The sequence below is a fragment of the Chryseobacterium sp. genome, from assembly GCF_029240215.1.
Classification (GTDB): domain Bacteria; phylum Bacteroidota; class Bacteroidia; order Flavobacteriales; family Weeksellaceae; genus Chryseobacterium.
In genome coordinates this window covers 13,753-32,248 of the sequence record NZ_JARBTK010000010.1, presented here as the reverse complement: position 1 = coordinate 32,248, position 18,496 = coordinate 13,753, and the positions used below count along the sequence as shown (strand labels likewise).

Sequence of the window (18,496 nt, the reverse complement as noted above, 5' to 3'; positions counted from 1 at the left end):
AAATACCTTTAAATTCAACCGGAACTTTATCATCACTCCAACAATTGTTTCCGGTGGCATTAGATGATATGAAAGCTTTTATCAGGGGGACTTCCATTGATAAAAAATGTGAAATGTCTGAAATTATTTTCAGACATTTTTTTATAAAATATTTGGGTTTCTTCTTTCAAAGAGAATTGTATCACGCCAGATGCCATCCATCTTAGAGATTTTTTCCCGGAAACCAACTTTCCTGAAATCAAATTTTTCGTGAAGTTTTACGCTTGCCAGATTTTCCGGAAAAACGCTTGATTGTAAAGTCCAGATGTCGTTTTTTTCACTTTCAGCAATAAGTTTTTCCATCAGTTTTGAAGCGAAGCCCAATCCATTGTAATAAGGATCTATATAAACGCTCACTTCTGCAACGCCGGAATAATTACATCTTGATGAGACAGGGCTTAGTGCAATCCAACCGGCAATCTTTTCACCAGTATCTACCACAAATCTGGAATGATAAAGATGACCTTTATCCCATTCTTCCCAAGTCGGAACCATTGTGTTGAAAGTCGCATTTTTTGTTTCAATTCCTGATTTGTAAATTTCTAAAACGTCTTTGCTGTGAATAGTTTCCAAATGTTTTATGATAGAATTTTCTTTCATTTTCAAAGATTTGCTTTTATAAAATTAATGTTTAAATCTTAATTATTTTTTATCATAATATTTTTTCTTTAGCCACAAACTCGTTCTCACCAACAAAATTAAAACCGGAACTTCCACCAAAGGACCAATAACCCCTACAAATGCTTGTGCAGAATGAATTCCGAAGACAGAAATAGCAACGGCAATCGCCAGTTCAAAATTGTTTCCTGTAGCAGTGAATGAGATAGAAGCGTTTTTGTCATAAGGAACATTCATTGATTTATTAATGAAAAAACTCACGAAAAACATCAGTACGAAATAAATAATCAACGGAATAGCAACTTTCACCACATCCATCGGAAGTTCTACAATTTTGTCACCTTTCAAACTAAACATCAAAACAATTGTAAATAATAAAGCGTATAAGGTAATCGGCGAAATTTTTGGAATAAATTTTCGGTTGTACCATTCAATTCCTTTTGTTTTTACTAAAAAATATCGGGTAAGAAATCCTGCTAAAAAAGGTATTCCGAGATAAATCAAAACACTTTCCGTCACATCTCGCATCGGTACGGAAACATTGAAATTTCCCAAACCTAATTTTTGTGGCAACACATTGATGAAAAGCCAAACAAAAAAACTGTAAGAAAAGATTTGAAAAATACTGTTCAATGCCACGAGAAGTGCGGCATATTCTCGGTTTCCTTTCGCTAAATCATTCCAGACAATCACCATTGCGATGCATCTTGCCAAGCCAATGAGAATTAAACCTACCATATAATCCGGTTCGTTTCTAAGGAAAATAATTGCGAGGACGAACATTAAAATCGGCCCAACAATCCAATTGAGTAATAATGATAAAGACATTACTTTTTTATCCTTAAAAGCCATTGGCAGCAAAGAATAATCCACTTTCGCAAGCGGCGGATACATCATTAAAATCAAACCAATAGCCAACGGAATATTGGTGCTTCCTACAGAAAGTGAGTTGGTTACTTTTGAAATATTCGGAAATAAATAACCTAATCCTACGCCAATTGCCATTGCAAGGAAAATCCAAAGAGTAAGGTAGCGGTCGAGAAATTTTAATTTTGTTTGCATCAGTTTATTATTTAATTAAAGAAAAAACATACAGACATTCCATTGCAATCTGGTTGCTTCTTTCGGTGTATTTTTCATCCTGAAGAATGGAATTATCATAAGATTTTGGGTCGAAATATGTCGTTCCGATTCGCAAATCGCAACCCGGAATAAACGGACAGTTTTCATCAGCATCACCACAAGTCATTACTGCAACGAAGTTTTCTTTGGGTAAACTTTCGTCATCAATGGTTTTAGAAAAACAGAGATTAGATTTTCCTTCGCCAAAAATCACTTCATATTTTGGATTAGCGGTTTCGTGTAATTTTTTCACTTCAAAACCTGCGGAAATCAAAGCATTGATTGCATTTTGGTTAAAAGCTGTAGCTTCTGTTCCGGCAGAAAAAGTATTGATACTGAAACCGTAAAAATCTGCTGCAACTTTTGACCAAACTTGTCCCAGATGACTTCTGCGGGAATTGTGTGTGCACACGTAAACCAAGTTCACTTCTTTGCCAGAATTTAATTTTTCCTGAATATGATTGGCTAATTTTTCCAATAAAATTTTACGATCAGCATTGATTTCTTTAAAATTTTTGCTGATGATGTCACAACGGTTTTTGATGTTTTGATTCATATTTGAATGATTTATTTAATTGTAAGGAATGTTTTTTATTGCCACGAATACACAAATATTTTTACCTCTAATCTTTTCTACTCGTGCATTTGTGGCTACAAAACCACGATATTAAATTTGAAATAACACATAACCCAACAATGCACCACCCAAAACGATGAATGCACTGTTGATATTTTTAAATTGAAAAACTACAATTGCACTTATAATGGCAATTAAAATAGTTCGCCAATCAATGATTGTTTCTTTTGCCATCGTAATACAAATAGCTGCAATAATAGCTACTGAAGAAACATTTACGGCATCTAAAAAAACAGATAAACTTTTAGAATTTCTTAATTTTTTCATCAAAGGATTGACTAATGCAACCAAAATAAACGAAGGCAGGAAAATGGCAACCGTAGATAAAACAGCTCCCGAAACGCCATTTATTTGATAACCAATAAAGGTGACGGATGAAAACACTGGTCCGGGAGTGAATTGTCCAACCGCAATCGCATCCATCAATTGTTGTCGGGTTAAAAGTCCCGTTGTGACCAATTCTGTATCCAAAAATGCGAACAGCACATAACCGCTTCCGTATAAAACAGATCCGATTTTCAGGAAAATCCAAAACAATCGGATGTTGGTTTCGGAGAAAAAATTTTGATTGGTGATTTGTAAAAACACAAGCGGAACAAAGCTTTGCAGTGTATTCTTATTTTTATTTTTAAAGTAGAAAAAAGCCAATGCCAATAAACCCGCCCCGAACATCAGATAAATTTCGCTGATACCGAAGAAAGACAAAACCAACACAAAAATCCCGATAAATACTAATAAAACTGACTTGATCGATTTCTTAGCCAAAGGATAAACCGCACCAATAATAATGGCGATGATCGCTGGCTTGATGCCGTAAATCCAAGGTTGAATTTCGGGCAATGTTCCGTAAGTTTTGTAGAGCCAGGCAAAAATTCCGGTAATGAAAACTGCTGGTAAAATGAAACACAATCCGGCTACAATCAGTCCTTTCCAACCACCTCTGTCGTAACCGATGTGTATTGCCATCTCGGTACTGTTGGGTCCGGGAATAAGATTGGTCGCACCCAGCAAATCCAAAAAATGCTGTTCGCTCATCCAATTTCTTTTGGAAACCACTTCCTGTTGCATCATCGCAATATGTGCAGCAGGACCTCCAAAACCGATGAAACCCAGCTTTAGAAAGAGTTTGGCGATTTCTTTTGTAGTGATTTTAGCCTCCATTTTTCATTAAATTTATCGACAGACAATTTAAATTGCCACAAATGCACGAATGTTTATTTTATTATTCGTGTGTCATGGCTAAAAGATTAGCAACATCCGCTTCCCGGCGTGCAAGAATTAGAGTTATTTACAGATAATTCCGACAAATTTTTCTTTTGTTTTTCAGAAGGAATTCCGCAGGCATCCTGAGCCAGACAAGCTGTCGTTTTATTAACCAAAATAAAGTTTTTTCCATTGAATTCCAGATCATATTTTCCAATTGTCTTGTCTTGATATTCGACTTCAATTTCTGAATCTTCAATACCCAATTTTTCTTCTGAAAGTTTGATGATGTTCAATAATTTTCCAGGTTTCAAGCGATGTTCAAAATCGTTGGCGTTCCAAAGCTGGAAGTTGACTGTTTTTTCTGAACGAATTACTCCACCACAATCGATGAAGTTTTTGGTAATCTGTCCCACTTCCGTTACGTGGAAATGTTCAGGTACAAAAGTTCCGTTTTCTAATTGAAACTCTACATTTTCCAATGTTGGCAGAATTTCTTTGATGGTTGATAATTTCATTGTAATTAATTTTAAATTGTTATAATGCAATATTACGATATACTTTGATAAAAAAAACTTAGCAGCAATTCTGCTTTTTTACGGTGGAAATAATATTTTTAAAATAAGTATTCAACAATTCAAAAGCTTTTTCGTCAATGCAATAGCAAATGGTATTTCCTTCGATATTCCCTTTAATTATACCTGCATTTTTCAACTCCTTCAAATGTTGTGAAACGGTAGGCTGCGCCAAAGGCAGTTCGTTCACGATGTCTCCGCAGATACATTCATTTACTTTAAGCAAATATTCGATAATGGCAATTCTTGCAGGATGGCCCAAAGCTTTTGCAATCGTAGCAATTTGATTTTGCTGTTGCGTAAAAAAATCTGTTTTTGTAGCTCCCATTCTGAATAATTATATCGCAATATTACGATAAAAAAATTTAATAGAAAATTATTTTAATTAAAAAGATATATTTGCATAATCTTAAAAGCGAAAAGCGTCTGAAATTATGGGAAAGAAAAAATACAAAAAACAATTGCTTACTTCTTTAAAATCTCTTGGTAAATCTGAATATTTAATCCTTAAAAGTATGACCAATCTTATGATACAGAGGGAATTGAAGAAAAACAATATCACGTTCAAAGATGGAGACACATTTAGTTTCAAGGATAATATTTTTGATTACAGCGAAGATAAAAACGTAAGAAAATTAGCCAAACTTCGCAGAAAAATGCTAAAAACCATGAATAAACTGGTTGTGAAAAATAAATTTAAAGATAAAGAAATTAAATTTCTGAGCTAATTCAAAGCTTAAAAATATTGAAATCTGCTAAAAAGAAAATTTCTTTAAAATCAAGTGTAAAAAAAACAAAAAAGTCCCGGATGTTCCGGGACTTTAGTCTTGATATAAAGACGAAATTATTTCTTCGCTTTTTCTTTTAATTCTTCCTTATCTTTATCAGACGGATTCCAGACTTTTACTTCAGCATTTTTGTCAATTCCTGAAAGAATCTGAACGTTGATCCCATCACTTGCACCTAATTTTACAAACACTTTCTTGAATTTTCCATCCGGCTGCTTTACTTCAACAAAAGCTTTGTCTTTACCATTGCTTTTTTCATACTGAACTAAAGATTCATCCAATAACAAAGCATTTTTCTGAGAACTCATGACGATTTCACCGTTTGCTGAAAATCCTGCTCTGATGTATTCGTTATTTGGGTTGAGAACATCACCTTCAACGGGAAATTTTATCGTTCCGTTGTTGTCTTTTCCTTTTGGAGCAATCATAGTAAGTTTTCCGGGAAACGATTTATTCTGTAAAGCACCGATAACGATGTTCATATCCATTCCCTGCTTTAGTTTTCCGGCTTGTGCTTCGTCAATTTCACCTTGAAAAATTAGTGAATTCAAATCTGCAATCGAACAAATGGTCGTCCCTGCGTTGAAAGAGTTGGCTTCAATTACCTGACTTCCAACTTTTACAGGAACTTCAAGAACAGTTCCTGCAGCTTTTGAACGAATTTGAGTTGTTGCCAAACCTTGTAATTCCGGAGTTGCGCCTGTTTTTACGATTTGTAATCTTTTTTGTGCAGTCTGAAGCTGTTGATTGGCATTTTTCAGACCTTGTTGTTGAGAATATAATTGCTGCTGAGAATTCAAATATTCCTGCTTTGAAATTACACCCTGACTGAACAATTTTTGCTGCATCGCAAACTGCTTCTGCATATTGTCAACATTCATTTTTGCGTTGCTGATTTGGAGTTGAGAATTCATCACTTCCTGTTGTGCATTATTTACCTCAGCGATATTTGGGATAATTTTTACTGTTGCAATTAACTGTCCGGCTTCTACTCTGTCTCCTTCATCAACCAAGATTTTATCGATAATTCCTGCGATATTCGGTTTTATTTCAATTTCTTCTTTTGGGATGATTTTTCCTGTTGCCATCACCTTATCGTCCATATTCTGAACGGTAGGTTTTCTGGTAAGAAAAGCCTCACTTTCTTTAGAATTTGACTTCACAAGATAACTGATTCCTGCAAATAATGCCCATGCTAATAAAAGCCCCAAGATTATATAAATTGCTTTTTTCCAGGTAAACTTCTTTTTCATATTGTTATATAGTTTATTTTTTTAATTTAATAATTTTAAGATCTCCGAAAATTTTATTCGCTTCTCAAGGCTTCAATCGGTCTGATTTTAACTGCTCTTTGTGCCGGAATCATTCCTATAATTAAACCTAAAATCACCATCACAGACATTGCTGCAAATACATTGGTATAATTAACGGTCGGGTTATAAAACGGAAATTCATCCTGATTCTGAGTCATTGAATTGAATATCATTAAGACAAAAATCCCTAAAATGAAACCTAATATTCCCGAACTAAGTGTGATGACAACACTTTCCAACAAAATCTGATTTCTCACTTCAGATGGTTTTGCACCTAAAGCTCTCCGAATACCAATTTCTTTGGTTCTTTCTTTTACGGTAATCAATAAGATATTTGAAATGGCAATGACACCTGCCAAAATCGTCAGAGTTCCTACGATTATTGTTAAAAGCTGCATCCCAGTTAAAAACCCTGTGAGTTTTTTAAATTCTTTTCCTAAATTAAAACTTCCGAAAGCGTTCGTATCTTCAGGCGAAACCTGATTTTTGGCTTTTAATTCTGTCTTTACTCTTTCTTCAACAGTATTCACATCAACATTGGGCTTGCTTACAATCGCAAACATATCAATCTGTTCCCCTGCATTATACATTTTCGTATAAGTAGAAAGCGGAATAAAAACGGTACGGTCATTTTCAAAACCACCCCCTTTTCTCACTCTGAAAACTCCGATCACATTAAAGAAAAGCCCTTTTACGTTAATGGATTTTCCCAACGGATTTTCTTTCTTTTTTGAATCGAAAAAGTTGTTGTACACTTCTTCCCCAATCACTGCTACACTTTTGTTTCCGGAAACATCCGCATCATTAATATATCTTCCGAATATCAATTTCTTTTCTGAAATTTTATTTCCGATTGGGTAATCTCCGGTTAGAGAATAGGTAGCATTTTTACCATTCCTTGACATCGATTCGCCGGGTGTTCCTGTGAAACTTCCTCTTGAGTTCTGTGGCGAAATATAATCGATATCTGATATTTTTCTTTTTAAAACCTCAACATCAGATAATTTCAGATTCACATCTCTTCCTTTGGGAAAACCTTCATACGGAATTGATGTATTCTGTGCCCAAAGGAAAATAGAATTGGTTGCAAATCCCGAAAACAATTTATCAAAACCATTCTCCATCCCTTTTGCGGAACCCAGTAAAACCACATACAAAAACATACCCCAACCCACGCCAATCATGGTAAGAAATGTGCGGAGTTTATTATTTTTTAACGAATAATAAATCTCCTGCCAAGTATCTTTTTTAAATAAAATATTCATTTTTATCAGTTATGAGTTGAATTTCATTTTCAATTATCTCATTAATATTTCAATTAAACTATTCTGTTCTTAAAGCTTCTATAGGTTTAATTTTTGAGGCTCTGTATGCAGGAACGAATCCGGCAATCAAACCCGAAAAAACCAATGCTATGAATGCCATAAAGATAGTTCCCCATCCTACACTCGGTTCTTTGATAAAATATTCTTCGAGACTGTCGCCAATTAAATGCAATGCCAAAACTCCCAATCCTACTCCAACAAATCCTGAAACTACGGTAATTACCACACTCTCCTGAACAATCAAAGCAACAATGCTTCGTGGTTTTGCTCCAATGGCTTTTCGTACTCCGATTTCTTTGGTTCTTTCTTTCACGATATATACCATGATGTTGCTGATCCCGATGATTCCTGCAAGCAAAGTTCCTAATCCGATGAAGGTTACAATTCCTGTAAGAACTGCCATAAACATGAAAGTTTCGTTCATATTCTGAGCATTATTCCACACACGGACTGCATTTTCGTCATCCGGAGAAACATTTTTCCGGGCTTTCAACCTTTCTTTAAGCTGATCACCATATTTTATGGCCTGTTCGGGTGTCATATTCTCGTCATAAGCGATATAAACTCCGCTCACTGTATCCGAACCTTTTTTCATTTGCTGCAAAGTCGTAATCGGGACTGTAATATGTCTCTCATCCCAGTCGCCGCCGTCATCTGAGAAAACCCCGACTATTTTGAACATCGTTCCGTTGATGTCTAAATCTTTCCCGACAGGACTTCCGTTTTTTATTAAATCACGCTGCACCATCCTTCCTACAACCGCAACATTTTGCTTTCTCTGCAAATCTCCGGGTGTAAGGTAACGCCCTTCGAGCATTTTCCTGTTTTCAATAAATTTTTCTTCAGGATCTGCTCCGTTGATCTGGTAATTGCCACTTTCTTTACCGTATTTCACCATCAGATTGGCAGTATATCTCGGTGTAGAATACCCTACTTTTTCTTTATCGCTATCGATTAAGAAATCATAGTCTTCGTTATTCATGGTCACGGTTCTATTCGATTGCAAACCTTTATAAGCAACCGTCGTATTTCCTGTAAAAATGGAGATCAGATTTTGAGCATCTCTCGCAAAACCTTGTGTAAAAGCATTTTTCAGCCCGGTTCCTATTCCGAAAAGAACGATAAATATAAACAGACCCAAAGCTACCGTAAAGCCCGAAAGTACCGTTCGCAATACGTTACTGCGAATAGAACTGAATATTTCTTCCCAACGATCTAGGTCAAACATTTTTTCTTTATTAAATGATTAAAAAATTTAAAGATTAAAAATTAATGACTTTAAATTTTCAGTTGATTTTTATTTTAAAAATTAAAGCACAATCTGCTTTATAAACTCATCGCTTTCTATAATTCCGTCACGCAGGATTACATTTCTTTTGGTTTGTGCAGCAACATCCGGTTCGTGCGTTACTACGATAATTGTTTTTCCTTCGTTATTAATATCCTGAAGCAATTTCATAATATCGTGAGTGGTTTTAGAATCTAATGCTCCGGTCGGCTCATCTGCCAAAACTACTTTTGGATTGGTAATTAATGCTCTTGCAATCGCAACTCTTTGTTTTTGTCCACCCGAAAGCTCATTTGGAAGATGGGTTGCCCATTGCGCCAAACCAACTTTTTCCAGATATTCCATTGCTTTAAGATTACGTTCTTTTCTTGGCACATTTTGATAATATAAAGGAAGCGCAACATTATCTAAAGCAGTTTTATAGCCAATCAAATTAAAAGACTGGAAGACAAAACCAAGAAATTTTGAACGGTATTCAGCTGCTTTTACTTCGTTCAGATGTTCAATAGGAATTCCGTCAAGCTCGTAAACACCACTGTCTTTTTCGTCAAGAATCCCGATAATATTCAATAAAGTCGATTTTCCTGATCCCGAACTTCCCATGATAGAGACAAATTCACCCTCGCTGATATTAAGATTAATACCTTTGAGAACGTGCAGTTTACTCTTTCCTGTATCGTATGATTTATGTAAATTCTGAATTACTAACATTGAGTGATTGCTGTTTTTATTTCCAATAAGTAGAATATATTTTGGTTTTGTTACAAGAATAAAAATTTCTTTAAATAATTTAATGTTTAATATATAAGCTATTAATATTCAAAAAATTACAGCACATTGTTTAACATTAAACAGCACAAAACATTTATTTTTAATACTTAACTAGCTATAAACCAATATCAGAGGGAGTTTTATGTAAATGTGGAAAACTTTTAAGGTTAAAACTCAACCATTTAGTCTTTACCCCTTTTAAAATAGGTCTGCGTTGTCTAACTTTGTGCTTCGCACGGTACGAGAGATGAGGTGCTTTTTATGTTGATAAGTTAAAACTACAACTTTCAACAAATCAGAAACTTACTAGTCTCCTGAATTTTATACACAGTGATCTATTTTTTATAATTTTTTAAAGACATGACAATTTAATATGGGAATTTTTGATAAAAGAGTAAGCTATAAGCCGTTTGAGTATCCTGAAGTTCTTCAGTTTACAGAAGCCATCAACAAATCATTCTGGGTACACTCAGAAGTTGATTTCACAGCAGATGTTCAGGACTTTCAGTCACAACTTGAACCTCATGAAAAAAATGCCGTAAAAAATGCGCTTTTAGCGATTGCCCAGATTGAAGTTTCGGTAAAGACTTTCTGGGGAAATTTATACAGCCACATGCCGAAGCCCGAACTAAACGGTCTTGGAGCTACGTTTGCAGAATGCGAATTCCGTCACTCGGAAGCATATTCCCGTTTGCTGGAAGTTTTGGGTTATAATGAAGCTTTTACACACGTTGTAGAAGTTCCTGCTCTTAAAAAGAGAATAGATTTCTTATCAAATGTCCTGAAACACGCCAATTCTACCACTCCGAAAGAGTATGTATCTTCTCTTTTATTATTCAGTATTCTGATTGAGAACGTATCGCTTTTCTCACAATTTGCGATCATCCTTTCTTTTACGAGATTCAAAGGGTACATGAAAAATGTTTCCAATATTATTGCATGGACTTCTATTGATGAGCAGATTCACGCCAATGCAGGAATTTACTTAATTAATAAAATCCGTGAAGAGCAACCTGATCTTTTAACTGATTCTGATATTGAAGATATTTATACTTTAGTTGACCAATCTATCGAACTGGAAGGTGAAATCATCGACTGGATCTTTGAAATGGGAGAATTCAGCTTTTTTACCAAAGAAGATTTGTTAAACTTCATGAAATACCGTGTTGACGACAGTTTAAAGAAAATCAACATGCAAACCCGTTACAACATCACTCCAGAACAATATCGCCCGATGGTTTGGTTCGAAGAGGAAGTTTTCGCCAATTCTATGGATGATTTCTTTGCAAAAAGACCGGTGGATTATACAAAGCATGATAAGAGTATTACAGCGAATGATTTATTTTAAAATTCCCCTTCTCTGAAGGGGTGGTAAAAATTTAGAAAATTTTTGATGGGGTAGTTTTTTGAGCGCCGTTTTCCGCCTTCCACTCCCGCTTTTTTGTCATTGCGAACAATGTGAAGCAATTTATCGAACTAATAGTGAGTCGCAATAACAAAAAGAGCTCCGTTCAAGTCGGGGCGCGAGCGAAGCGAGCGGCAAAACAGTTAGTATTAGAAATCTGTCATTCAGAACGCAGTGAAGTGAAGAACCTCAACCTTAATATTCGTAAAACTTAAATTGACCTAATCGTTATTAAACATTAAGATAGAGTTAAAAGATTAATATTATTAAGAGAATGTTCCGTTCTGACAATAAGAAAGACAAAATATGATCAATGTAATCGTAACTTATACCGTAAAACCTGAATTTGTTTCAGAAAACAAAAGCAACATTCAAAAGTTTTTGAATGATTTTAAAAATTTGGATCAGACAAAATTTGAGTATAAAGTTTTTGTAAAGGAAGACGGTGTTACGTTTGTGCATTTTTCAAATTATGAAAACGAAGAAGTACAGAATGAAGTTTTAAATATTACGTCTTTCAAAGAATTTCAGAAATTAAGAGATGAAAGCGGACTTAATGATTCTCATAAAGTAGAATTTTTACAGCCTGTTTGAAATAAATAAGGGCGCAAGCGAAGCGAGCGTCGAAACAGATAGCATTAGAGGTGTCATGCTGAGCTTGTCGAAGCATTTAAGTTGGGATTGCTTCGTTCCTCGCAATGACAAAGCAGTCGCAATGACGTGATTCAGAAGTAAAGATAACAAACCATCGTCTTAGCCCTGATTGAGCGGTATGTTTGAGCTCTTTTTCTTTGCAAAAGAAAAAAGCGAGTAGCGAAAGCAGGTACACAAATGAAAAGAAAAACAAAATTTTCTGCTCCTAAAAAAAATTAATAAAACAATGCACAGGTTGCATTTTATAATATAAGAAATGGAAGAACAAAACAACAATATCTGGTGGCTCAACGAAGAATCTGAGCAAATGCTGAACAGAGGTTACCTTCTGAAGGGCGAAACCGTAGACGGTGCAATCGACAGAATTACTACCGCAGCAGCAAAAAAATTATACAAACCTGAACTTCAGCCGGCTTTCAAGGAAATGATCATGAAAGGATGGATCAGTTTTTCTTCTCCTGTCTGGGCGAATATGGGAACGCAGAGAGGTCTTCCAATCTCTTGTTTCAACGTTCATATTCCGGATAGCATCGAAGGAATTACCCACAAAATGGGTGAAGTGATCATGCAGACGAAAATCGGGGGCGGAACTTCTGGATATTTCGGAGAACTTCGAAACAGAGGAACAGCAGTAACCGACAACGGAAAATCTTCGGGAGCGGTTTCGTTCATGAAGCTGTTTGATACAGCGATGGATGTTGTTTCTCAGGGCGGTGTAAGAAGAGGCGCATTTGCAGCTTACTTAGATATTGACCACGGAGATATTGAAGAATTTTTATCAATTAAAGACATCGGAAGTCCGATTCAGAATCTGTTTACCGGAATTTGTGTACCAGATTACTGGATGCAGGACATGATTGACGGTGATATGGATAAACGTAAAATCTGGGCAAGAGTTTTGGAAAGCCGTCAGCAAAAAGGTCTTCCATACATTTTCTTTACCGATAATGTGAACAGAAACAAACCTCAGGTTTATAAAGACCTTGGATTGACGGTGAATGCAAGTAATCTTTGTTCGGAAATCATGCTTCCATCTACCAGAGAAGAATCTTTCATCTGCTGTCTTTCGTCTATGAATCTAGAATTATATGATGAGTGGAAGGATACGGATGCTGTAAAGCTTGCAATTTATTTCCTTGACGCTGTTTTATCTGAATTTATCGAAAAAACGGAAGGAAATTATTACCTTCAAGGTGCAAGAAACTTCGCAATGCGTCACAGAGCACTTGGTTTGGGCGTTTTGGGTTACCATTCTTACTTACAGAAAAATATGATTCCGTTTGAGAGTTTTGAGGCTACGCAATTCAATGCAAGAGCTTTCAGACACATCAAAGAACAAGCGGATCAAGCTTCAAAAGAGTTGGCGAATATCTATGGAGAACCAGAATTGTTAAAAGGTTATGGTTTGAGAAATACCACAACAATGGCGATTGCTCCCACTACTTCAAGTTCGGCAATTTTGGGACAGACTTCTCCCGGAATCGAGCCTTTTGCTTCAAATTATTACAAAGCTGGTTTGGCAAAAGGAAACTTCATGCGTAAGAATAAATATTTGGCAAAATTGCTGGAAGAAAAAGGTCTTGACAATGAAGATACGTGGAGAACTATTATGCTAAATCACGGTTCAGTTCAGCACCTGAATGAACTGACTGACGAGGAAAAAGCAGTATTCAAAACATTCAAAGAAATTTCTCCGATGGAGATTATTTCGCAGGCTGCACAAAGACAGCAATACATTGATCAGGCACAATCTCTGAATTTACAGATTCCGTCTACGATGCCTGTAAAAGATGTAAACTATCTTTACATTGAAGCCTGGAAGAAAGGGGTGAAAACTTTGTATTACCAAAGAAGTTCGTCTGTTTCTAAAGAAATGATGGTGAATTTTGTGAGCTGTTCAGCTTGTGAAGCATAACTAAAAAATCATACAGATTTGAAGCACGTCAATTGACGTGCTTTTTTTGTGGACAATTGTCATTACTTTAAGCGTTTTATATCGTATATCATCTTTTTCATTTATTTTTTTACTTCATAATTTTTTTTGATAAGAAACATAAACTAAGTATGTCAACATTTATTCTATTCATAAAATTATATATTAATAATAATCATATCCATATATCCACAATCATATAAAATATACAATTATTTAAATAAAAATCAATCAATATATTTACAAATTAATTTATTTAAGTTTAATAAAAACATTAAAAAAAACACAAAATGAAAAAAAATTTACTTATTTTTTGTGTAAGCTTTTTCTCTTTTGCTTACACAAAAAATCTCAATTTTACTGATTCTAAATTTAAAGCATTAATCTTAAGTTCAAATGCAAGTAACGGAATTGCCAAAGACATCAACGGAAATTCTATTGCTATTGATGCTAATGGAGATGATGAAATTCAGGTTTCTGAAGCGCAACAGGTGGTGATTCTGGATGTAAAAATGGATGCAACTCAGAAGTACGATGTAGCAACTGGAGAAATTAATTTCCCTTACTATTTTAATCATCTTCCAGAAAATATTTCTGATGCTTTGCTTTTTACAAATGTTGAAGAACTCTATATTTCAGATACTAAAAATGCAAATATCAGTTTTGTAAATAATAATAAAATTAAAAAACTGATGTGTATGAATCGTTGGTTTTACGACGAGGGATCTTTCAACGGAAATTTCTATGAATCTGATTTTTTTCCTGTAGATTTTACCATTGATAATTGTCCGTCGATTCTAACAATGAATGATATTAGTGCATTTTATCATCCTTCTTTTTTAGGGCAAGCTATTTTCAGAATTAAAAATAATCCGCAGTTTAACGGTGCATTGGCTCTGAATGACAAATTAGTTTCTGAACTGTACTTTGAAAATATCAATTTAACATCAATTAATATTGATGATTGCAGAGGTCTTGTAAAATTATCGGTTCCCAATATTGCAACATTGCAGACGATTAATATTACCAACACACAAGATTCACAAACAGATGATCAAGAAATTAATTTGATTGCAAATAACTGTACTTCTCTTTATGAAATTATTTTAGATGGCGATTATTATGACAGTCGTGCAGTTTATCTATCTGCAATCAATGTAAACGGATGTCCTTCTTTAAATAAAATAAAAGGTCTTAATGCTCCCAACATTGATTTTTCTGGTGCCGGATTGGTCAATCTTGAAGAATTGGATTGCGCCTTCTATAATCGTTATGGCTATACATCATCATCTTTTGGTAGCGTAATATTAGGAAAAGTGAACTCTATTAATCTTACAGACCTTCCAAACTTAAAAAAACTTTTAGCTTATAACCAACCAATCAGTAATATTGATTTCATAGTATGCCCATCACTTGAAGAAATAAATATAGTTAATTCTGCTTCTTTTATGACGAGTATCAATGTAAGTAATTTGACTAACTTACAAACACTCGATGTGCATAATGTGGCAAATCCAATAGACTTACCTGAGAATCTGCAACAAATTAATGCGCAAAATTGTACAGCTCTTACGACTTTAGAAATCTGGGGAAACTATGATCTAAAAAGTTTAAATTTACAAAACTGTTCTAGCCTACAATATCTTATTATAGGGAACAATTTTTTGCACAATTCTTTTCCCGATCTCAATACACTAAATCTCCTTCAATGTTCAGGTCTTGAGGAGTTATATATCAAAGACACTAAAATAAACTCGTTAAATATAGGAAATTGTACTGCTTTGAAGTCTTTGGTATTAGAATCTAATGACTTTCTTCCTGAAGTAAATATATCTCAAAATGGAGCTTTGGAATCATTACATATTGCAGATTTACCTTTATTAGCTAATTTAAGTACTTCCACCAACAATATAAACGTGAAAAGTGTGGGGGTTTTAAATTGCCCACTAATTACACAATTAGATTTTTCCACCCTATCAGACTTAGAAATAATTTCATTATATGATATGACTAATCTTATTTCTGCTAATCTAAGAAACAATTCTTTGGAGCAAGTTTATGATTTTTATAATTACAACAGCAATCTTTCCATTTGTGTTGATGATGCGGATTTGGTACAAGTGCAAGGTACTTATCCGGATATTAATTTTTCAAATAATTGCAACAATTTAATTACTACCATCTGGAACGGAACAATATGGAGTAATGGCATTCCTACAGCCTCAGTAAATGCAATCATCAATGCACCATATTCTACAGCATCCAATCCTGCTTTCACAGCAAAAAATATTATTGTTAATAACGGCGCAGCTTTAGAGATTACATCAGGAAACACAATCAACGCCGCTGATGTAACGATAAAAAATGGTGGTAACCTAATCCAAAGAGATGGTTCTACATTAAATTATACCGGCACTTTCAAAGTAAAAAAGTACTCAACAAGTGACTTTGATAAGTACGCTTTCTGGTCTTCTCCGGTAGTCTCTCAGAATCTTAATGCAATATATGGTACAGGAATTACTCCGGCATTCATTACAGAATACAATACGGCAACTAATTATTTTGTGAATGCAGCCTCACCTATTTCATTGTTCGGTAAAGGATATTCTATTAAAACTCCGGTTGCCAATGCATCTGTTACATTCACGGGAGTTCCTAATAACGGTTCTCAGACGTATATGCTTTCCACTGCTACAAACGGATTTAACTTAGTTGGAAATCCTTATCCTTCAAATCTAAATTTAGATACTTTCTACACTGCCAACTCAGCAAGAATTTTGAATACATTCTATTTCTGGGACAATACAAGTAATTCTGTAACGACTCAGGGAGGAACAACGACTACAAACATTGGGTATGCTACCTATAATCCGCTGACGCAAGTTTGGGTTCCTGCTCCGAATATTTCGACAGTACCTACCGGAAATACTGCTCCTGTAGGTCAGGCATTTTTTGTGAAAACATTATCTTCATCTGTGGATACTTCTCTAAGTTTCACCAACGAGATGAGAGTGGCAACAGCGGGAACTTTCTTCAATAAAAATAATTCTTCAACGGAAGGCAAATTTTGGTTAAGATTAAATTCCCCATACAACACCAGCAATACTATGGCGGTGGCTTATATAAATGCCGCATCAGATTCATTTGACAATTATGATTCTAAAGCAATGGCAACAGGCTCAGATGCTTTTTACACGTTTGCAGATACTCAGAAACTGATTATTCAGGGGAAAGCAGATTTCGATATCAATGATATTGTTCCGGTAGGCGCAAAACATTTTGAAAACGGAAACTTTACGATTTCATTAGTTCAGAAAGAGGGCATTTTCAATAACGGACAAGCTATTTATCTTCATGATAAAGAGTTGGGAACTTATACAAATCTTCAGAATCAGGCGTATTCATTTGCTGCAAATGCGGGAGAATTTGGAAACAGATTTGAAATTGTCTATAAACTGAATGTACTTTCTACTTCAGAAGTGCAAAAAAATACTTTAGAGGTTTACAGAGATGGGGAAGATTTCTATGTAAGAAACAATAAAAATATTGAGACCGTAGAAGTATTTGATGCAACTGGAAGAAAAATCCAAGAGATAAAAGAAAATTCAAAATTGGTTCGTATAAAATTAGACGATAAAGGATTGTATATCTTAAAAGCTATTTCTGAAGGTAAAGAATACATTAAAAAATTAATAAAATAACAAATGAAAAAAATATTAATAACTTGCTCAATAGTACTTTCTACATTTAGTTTTGCGAAAGAAAGTTCAGAAAACCAGTTCGTTTATGAGGAATCTTCCAGCACATTTTCGGAAGAAGACACATTTCCCGGAAATCCGGGTGATCCGAATACAGCACCAATTGATCAGTATGTTCTGATACTTCTTACCACAGCATTAGCCTTGATGGTTTTTGTCGCCAAAAGAAAAAAAGTTGTTTAATGATTTATTTAATCTGAAATATAATAACCCTCTAAGTTTTGCATAGAGGGTTTTATTTTGCTTAACAGAAGGAAGTGATTTAACAGATGTTTTTTAAGCATAAGGAAATATGAAAAAGTAAAATTTTCAAATAATTATCAATAAAAAAGTAAAACAAACTTTACATATTGTAAAATATTTATTACATTTGAATAATTAAAAAATTACAAACATGAATACATTACAACTTTTCCCAAATCATTTTAAAAATATCGGTTGGTTTATTTTTATTCCATCATTAATTTTAGGAATATTATCATTAACTGATGTTTTTGATTTTCCCGACGTCACTTTGCCTGTTTTTTATAACTCAGGATTTCCTTTGAGTAACGAAGAATCAGGATTTTTTAAAAATACGGAAATAGATTTCCTTCCAAATCTTTTTGGAATGTTAATTATTATTGGTGGAATAATGGTAAGTTTTTCAAAAGAGAAAATTGAGGATGAATACATATCAAGTTTAAGGTTAAAATCTGTTTTTTGGAGTTTGATTGTGACCTATTTTATCGTTATACTTTTATTTTTAACCATCTTTGGAAGTCTTTTCTTTACAGCAATGATTCTGATTATGTTTTTACCTTTGGTTCTTTATGCTTTCAGATTTAACTATTTATTACTTAAAAAATGAAAAACAAAATTAAACTCGAAAGAGCCATAAAAGATATCACACAGGAAGATCTCGCAAAAAAAATCGGAGTTTCCCGACAGACCATCAATGCCATGGAAGCCGGAAAATATGTTCCGTCAACGGTTTTAGCCTTGAAAATTGCAAGATATTTTGAGAAAAAGGTGGAAGATATTTTTGAGTTGGAGGAGAGAGATTAATTGTAAATTGTATTTGATTA

18 protein-coding genes are annotated in these 18,496 nt (G+C 34.4%); 8 read left to right on the top strand and 10 right to left on the bottom strand.

All coding sequences use genetic code 11. The annotated features are described in order from the left end of the window. Nucleotides 1-141: 141 nt before the first annotated feature. From K0R77_RS15915 to K0R77_RS15890, 6 genes are all read right to left on the bottom strand, one after another. On the bottom strand, nt 142-639 hold the full coding sequence (locus K0R77_RS15915) for a GNAT family N-acetyltransferase (protein ID WP_300354558.1): 498 nt from the start codon (nt 637-639) through the stop codon (nt 142-144). 42 nt (nt 640-681) lie between these two features. Beyond that, nucleotides 682-1,719, bottom strand: coding sequence for an ACR3 family arsenite efflux transporter (gene arsB, locus K0R77_RS15910; RefSeq protein WP_300354555.1), 1,038 nt, complete (start codon nt 1,717-1,719; stop codon nt 682-684). A 7-nt stretch (nt 1,720-1,726) separates the two neighbouring features. Then, the gene (locus tag K0R77_RS15905; RefSeq protein ID WP_300354553.1) at nt 1,727-2,335 is read right to left on the bottom strand and encodes a protein-tyrosine-phosphatase; all 609 of its coding nucleotides are present in this window, start codon (nt 2,333-2,335) and stop codon (nt 1,727-1,729) included. Between the two features lie 111 nt (nt 2,336-2,446). Beyond that, a complete protein-coding gene (gene chrA / locus K0R77_RS15900) occupies nt 2,447-3,577 on the bottom strand; it encodes a chromate efflux transporter (protein ID WP_300354550.1) in 1,131 nt (376 codons plus the stop codon). A gap of 86 nt (nt 3,578-3,663) precedes the next feature. Beyond that, the gene (locus K0R77_RS15895; RefSeq protein ID WP_300354547.1) at nt 3,664-4,137 is read right to left on the bottom strand and encodes a DUF6428 family protein; all 474 of its coding nucleotides are present in this window, start codon (nt 4,135-4,137) and stop codon (nt 3,664-3,666) included. Between the two features lie 58 nt (nt 4,138-4,195). Next, nucleotides 4,196-4,522 carry a helix-turn-helix transcriptional regulator gene (locus K0R77_RS15890; protein ID WP_300354544.1) on the bottom strand — a complete coding sequence of 109 codons (327 nt, stop codon included), beginning with the start codon at nt 4,520-4,522 and terminating at the stop codon, nt 4,196-4,198. A 106-nt stretch (nt 4,523-4,628) separates the two neighbouring features. On the opposite strand from K0R77_RS15890, the gene K0R77_RS15885 reads away from it, so the two are divergent. Further along, complete coding sequence (locus K0R77_RS15885) at nt 4,629-4,922, top strand: hypothetical protein (protein ID WP_300354542.1); 294 nt, start codon at nt 4,629-4,631, stop codon at nt 4,920-4,922. A 116-nt stretch (nt 4,923-5,038) separates the two neighbouring features. On the opposite strand, the gene K0R77_RS15880 is transcribed toward K0R77_RS15885, so the two are convergent. The 4 genes from K0R77_RS15880 to K0R77_RS15865 form a co-directional block, all read right to left on the bottom strand. Then, a complete protein-coding gene (locus K0R77_RS15880) occupies nt 5,039-6,235 on the bottom strand; it encodes an efflux RND transporter periplasmic adaptor subunit (RefSeq protein WP_300354539.1) in 1,197 nt (398 codons plus the stop codon). Between the two features lie 53 nt (nt 6,236-6,288). Then, a complete protein-coding gene (locus K0R77_RS15875; protein ID WP_300354536.1) occupies nt 6,289-7,560 on the bottom strand; it encodes an ABC transporter permease in 1,272 nt (423 codons plus the stop codon). A 58-nt stretch (nt 7,561-7,618) separates the two neighbouring features. Beyond that, entirely contained in the window at nt 7,619-8,848 is a 1,230-nt protein-coding gene (locus K0R77_RS15870; protein WP_300354533.1) for an ABC transporter permease, read from the bottom strand. Nucleotides 8,849-8,929: 81 nt separating this feature from the next. Beyond that, complete coding sequence (locus K0R77_RS15865) at nt 8,930-9,619, bottom strand: ABC transporter ATP-binding protein (RefSeq protein WP_300354530.1); 690 nt, start codon at nt 9,617-9,619, stop codon at nt 8,930-8,932. A gap of 433 nt (nt 9,620-10,052) precedes the next feature. Here K0R77_RS15865 and K0R77_RS15860 point away from each other — a divergent pair, with 433 nt between their 5' ends. The 7 genes from K0R77_RS15860 to K0R77_RS15830 all read left to right on the top strand — a co-directional run bounded on the left by K0R77_RS15860 (nt 10,053) and on the right by K0R77_RS15830 (nt 18,476). Further along, entirely contained in the window at nt 10,053-11,027 is a 975-nt protein-coding gene (locus K0R77_RS15860; protein ID WP_300354528.1) for a ribonucleotide-diphosphate reductase subunit beta, read from the top strand. A gap of 363 nt (nt 11,028-11,390) precedes the next feature. Further along, entirely contained in the window at nt 11,391-11,678 is a 288-nt protein-coding gene (locus K0R77_RS15855; protein ID WP_300354525.1) for a hypothetical protein, read from the top strand. 316 nt (nt 11,679-11,994) lie between these two features. Beyond that, nucleotides 11,995-13,653, top strand: a complete 1,659-nt coding sequence (locus tag K0R77_RS15850; RefSeq protein WP_300354522.1) for a ribonucleoside-diphosphate reductase subunit alpha — start codon at nt 11,995-11,997, stop codon at nt 13,651-13,653. Between the two features lie 308 nt (nt 13,654-13,961). Further along, nucleotides 13,962-17,372, top strand: coding sequence for a T9SS type A sorting domain-containing protein (locus tag K0R77_RS15845; RefSeq protein WP_300354520.1), 3,411 nt, complete (start codon nt 13,962-13,964; stop codon nt 17,370-17,372). A gap of 3 nt (nt 17,373-17,375) precedes the next feature. After that, on the top strand, nt 17,376-17,612 hold the full coding sequence (locus K0R77_RS15840) for a hypothetical protein (RefSeq protein ID WP_300354517.1): 237 nt from the start codon (nt 17,376-17,378) through the stop codon (nt 17,610-17,612). A 211-nt stretch (nt 17,613-17,823) separates the two neighbouring features. Then, entirely contained in the window at nt 17,824-18,279 is a 456-nt protein-coding gene (locus tag K0R77_RS15835; RefSeq protein WP_300354514.1) for a hypothetical protein, read from the top strand. Continuing rightward, nucleotides 18,276-18,476, top strand: coding sequence for a helix-turn-helix transcriptional regulator (locus K0R77_RS15830; RefSeq protein ID WP_300354511.1), 201 nt, complete (start codon nt 18,276-18,278; stop codon nt 18,474-18,476). Before K0R77_RS15835 ends, K0R77_RS15830 begins: the two co-directional genes overlap by 4 nt. Nucleotides 18,477-18,496 lie beyond the last annotated feature (20 nt).

Excerpts from the sequence above, each read along its gene's own strand:
- K0R77_RS15895 (WP_300354547.1), bottom strand. The coding sequence starts at position 4,137 with ATGAAATTATCAACCATCAAAGAAATTCTGCCAACATTGGAAAATGTA.
- chrA (WP_300354550.1), bottom strand. The coding sequence starts at position 3,577 with ATGGAGGCTAAAATCACTACAAAAGAAATCGCCAAACTCTTTCTAAAG.
- K0R77_RS15840 (WP_300354517.1), top strand. The coding sequence starts at position 17,376 with ATGAAAAAAATATTAATAACTTGCTCAATAGTACTTTCTACATTTAGT.
- K0R77_RS15875 (WP_300354536.1), bottom strand. The coding sequence starts at position 7,560 with ATGAATATTTTATTTAAAAAAGATACTTGGCAGGAGATTTATTATTCG.
- K0R77_RS15835 (WP_300354514.1), top strand. The coding sequence starts at position 17,824 with ATGAATACATTACAACTTTTCCCAAATCATTTTAAAAATATCGGTTGG.
- K0R77_RS15830 (WP_300354511.1), top strand. The coding sequence starts at position 18,276 with ATGAAAAACAAAATTAAACTCGAAAGAGCCATAAAAGATATCACACAG.
- K0R77_RS15865 (WP_300354530.1), bottom strand. The coding sequence starts at position 9,619 with ATGTTAGTAATTCAGAATTTACATAAATCATACGATACAGGAAAGAGT.
- arsB (WP_300354555.1), bottom strand. The coding sequence starts at position 1,719 with ATGCAAACAAAATTAAAATTTCTCGACCGCTACCTTACTCTTTGGATT.
- K0R77_RS15880 (WP_300354539.1), bottom strand. The coding sequence starts at position 6,235 with ATGAAAAAGAAGTTTACCTGGAAAAAAGCAATTTATATAATCTTGGGG.
- K0R77_RS15860 (WP_300354528.1), top strand. The coding sequence starts at position 10,053 with ATGGGAATTTTTGATAAAAGAGTAAGCTATAAGCCGTTTGAGTATCCT.
- K0R77_RS15885 (WP_300354542.1), top strand. The coding sequence starts at position 4,629 with ATGGGAAAGAAAAAATACAAAAAACAATTGCTTACTTCTTTAAAATCT.
- K0R77_RS15870 (WP_300354533.1), bottom strand. The coding sequence starts at position 8,848 with ATGTTTGACCTAGATCGTTGGGAAGAAATATTCAGTTCTATTCGCAGT.
- K0R77_RS15890 (WP_300354544.1), bottom strand. The coding sequence starts at position 4,522 with ATGGGAGCTACAAAAACAGATTTTTTTACGCAACAGCAAAATCAAATT.
- K0R77_RS15850 (WP_300354522.1), top strand. The coding sequence starts at position 11,995 with ATGGAAGAACAAAACAACAATATCTGGTGGCTCAACGAAGAATCTGAG.
- K0R77_RS15845 (WP_300354520.1), top strand. The coding sequence starts at position 13,962 with ATGAAAAAAAATTTACTTATTTTTTGTGTAAGCTTTTTCTCTTTTGCT.
- K0R77_RS15855 (WP_300354525.1), top strand. The coding sequence starts at position 11,391 with ATGATCAATGTAATCGTAACTTATACCGTAAAACCTGAATTTGTTTCA.
- K0R77_RS15915 (WP_300354558.1), bottom strand. The coding sequence starts at position 639 with ATGAAAGAAAATTCTATCATAAAACATTTGGAAACTATTCACAGCAAA.
- K0R77_RS15905 (WP_300354553.1), bottom strand. The coding sequence starts at position 2,335 with ATGAATCAAAACATCAAAAACCGTTGTGACATCATCAGCAAAAATTTT.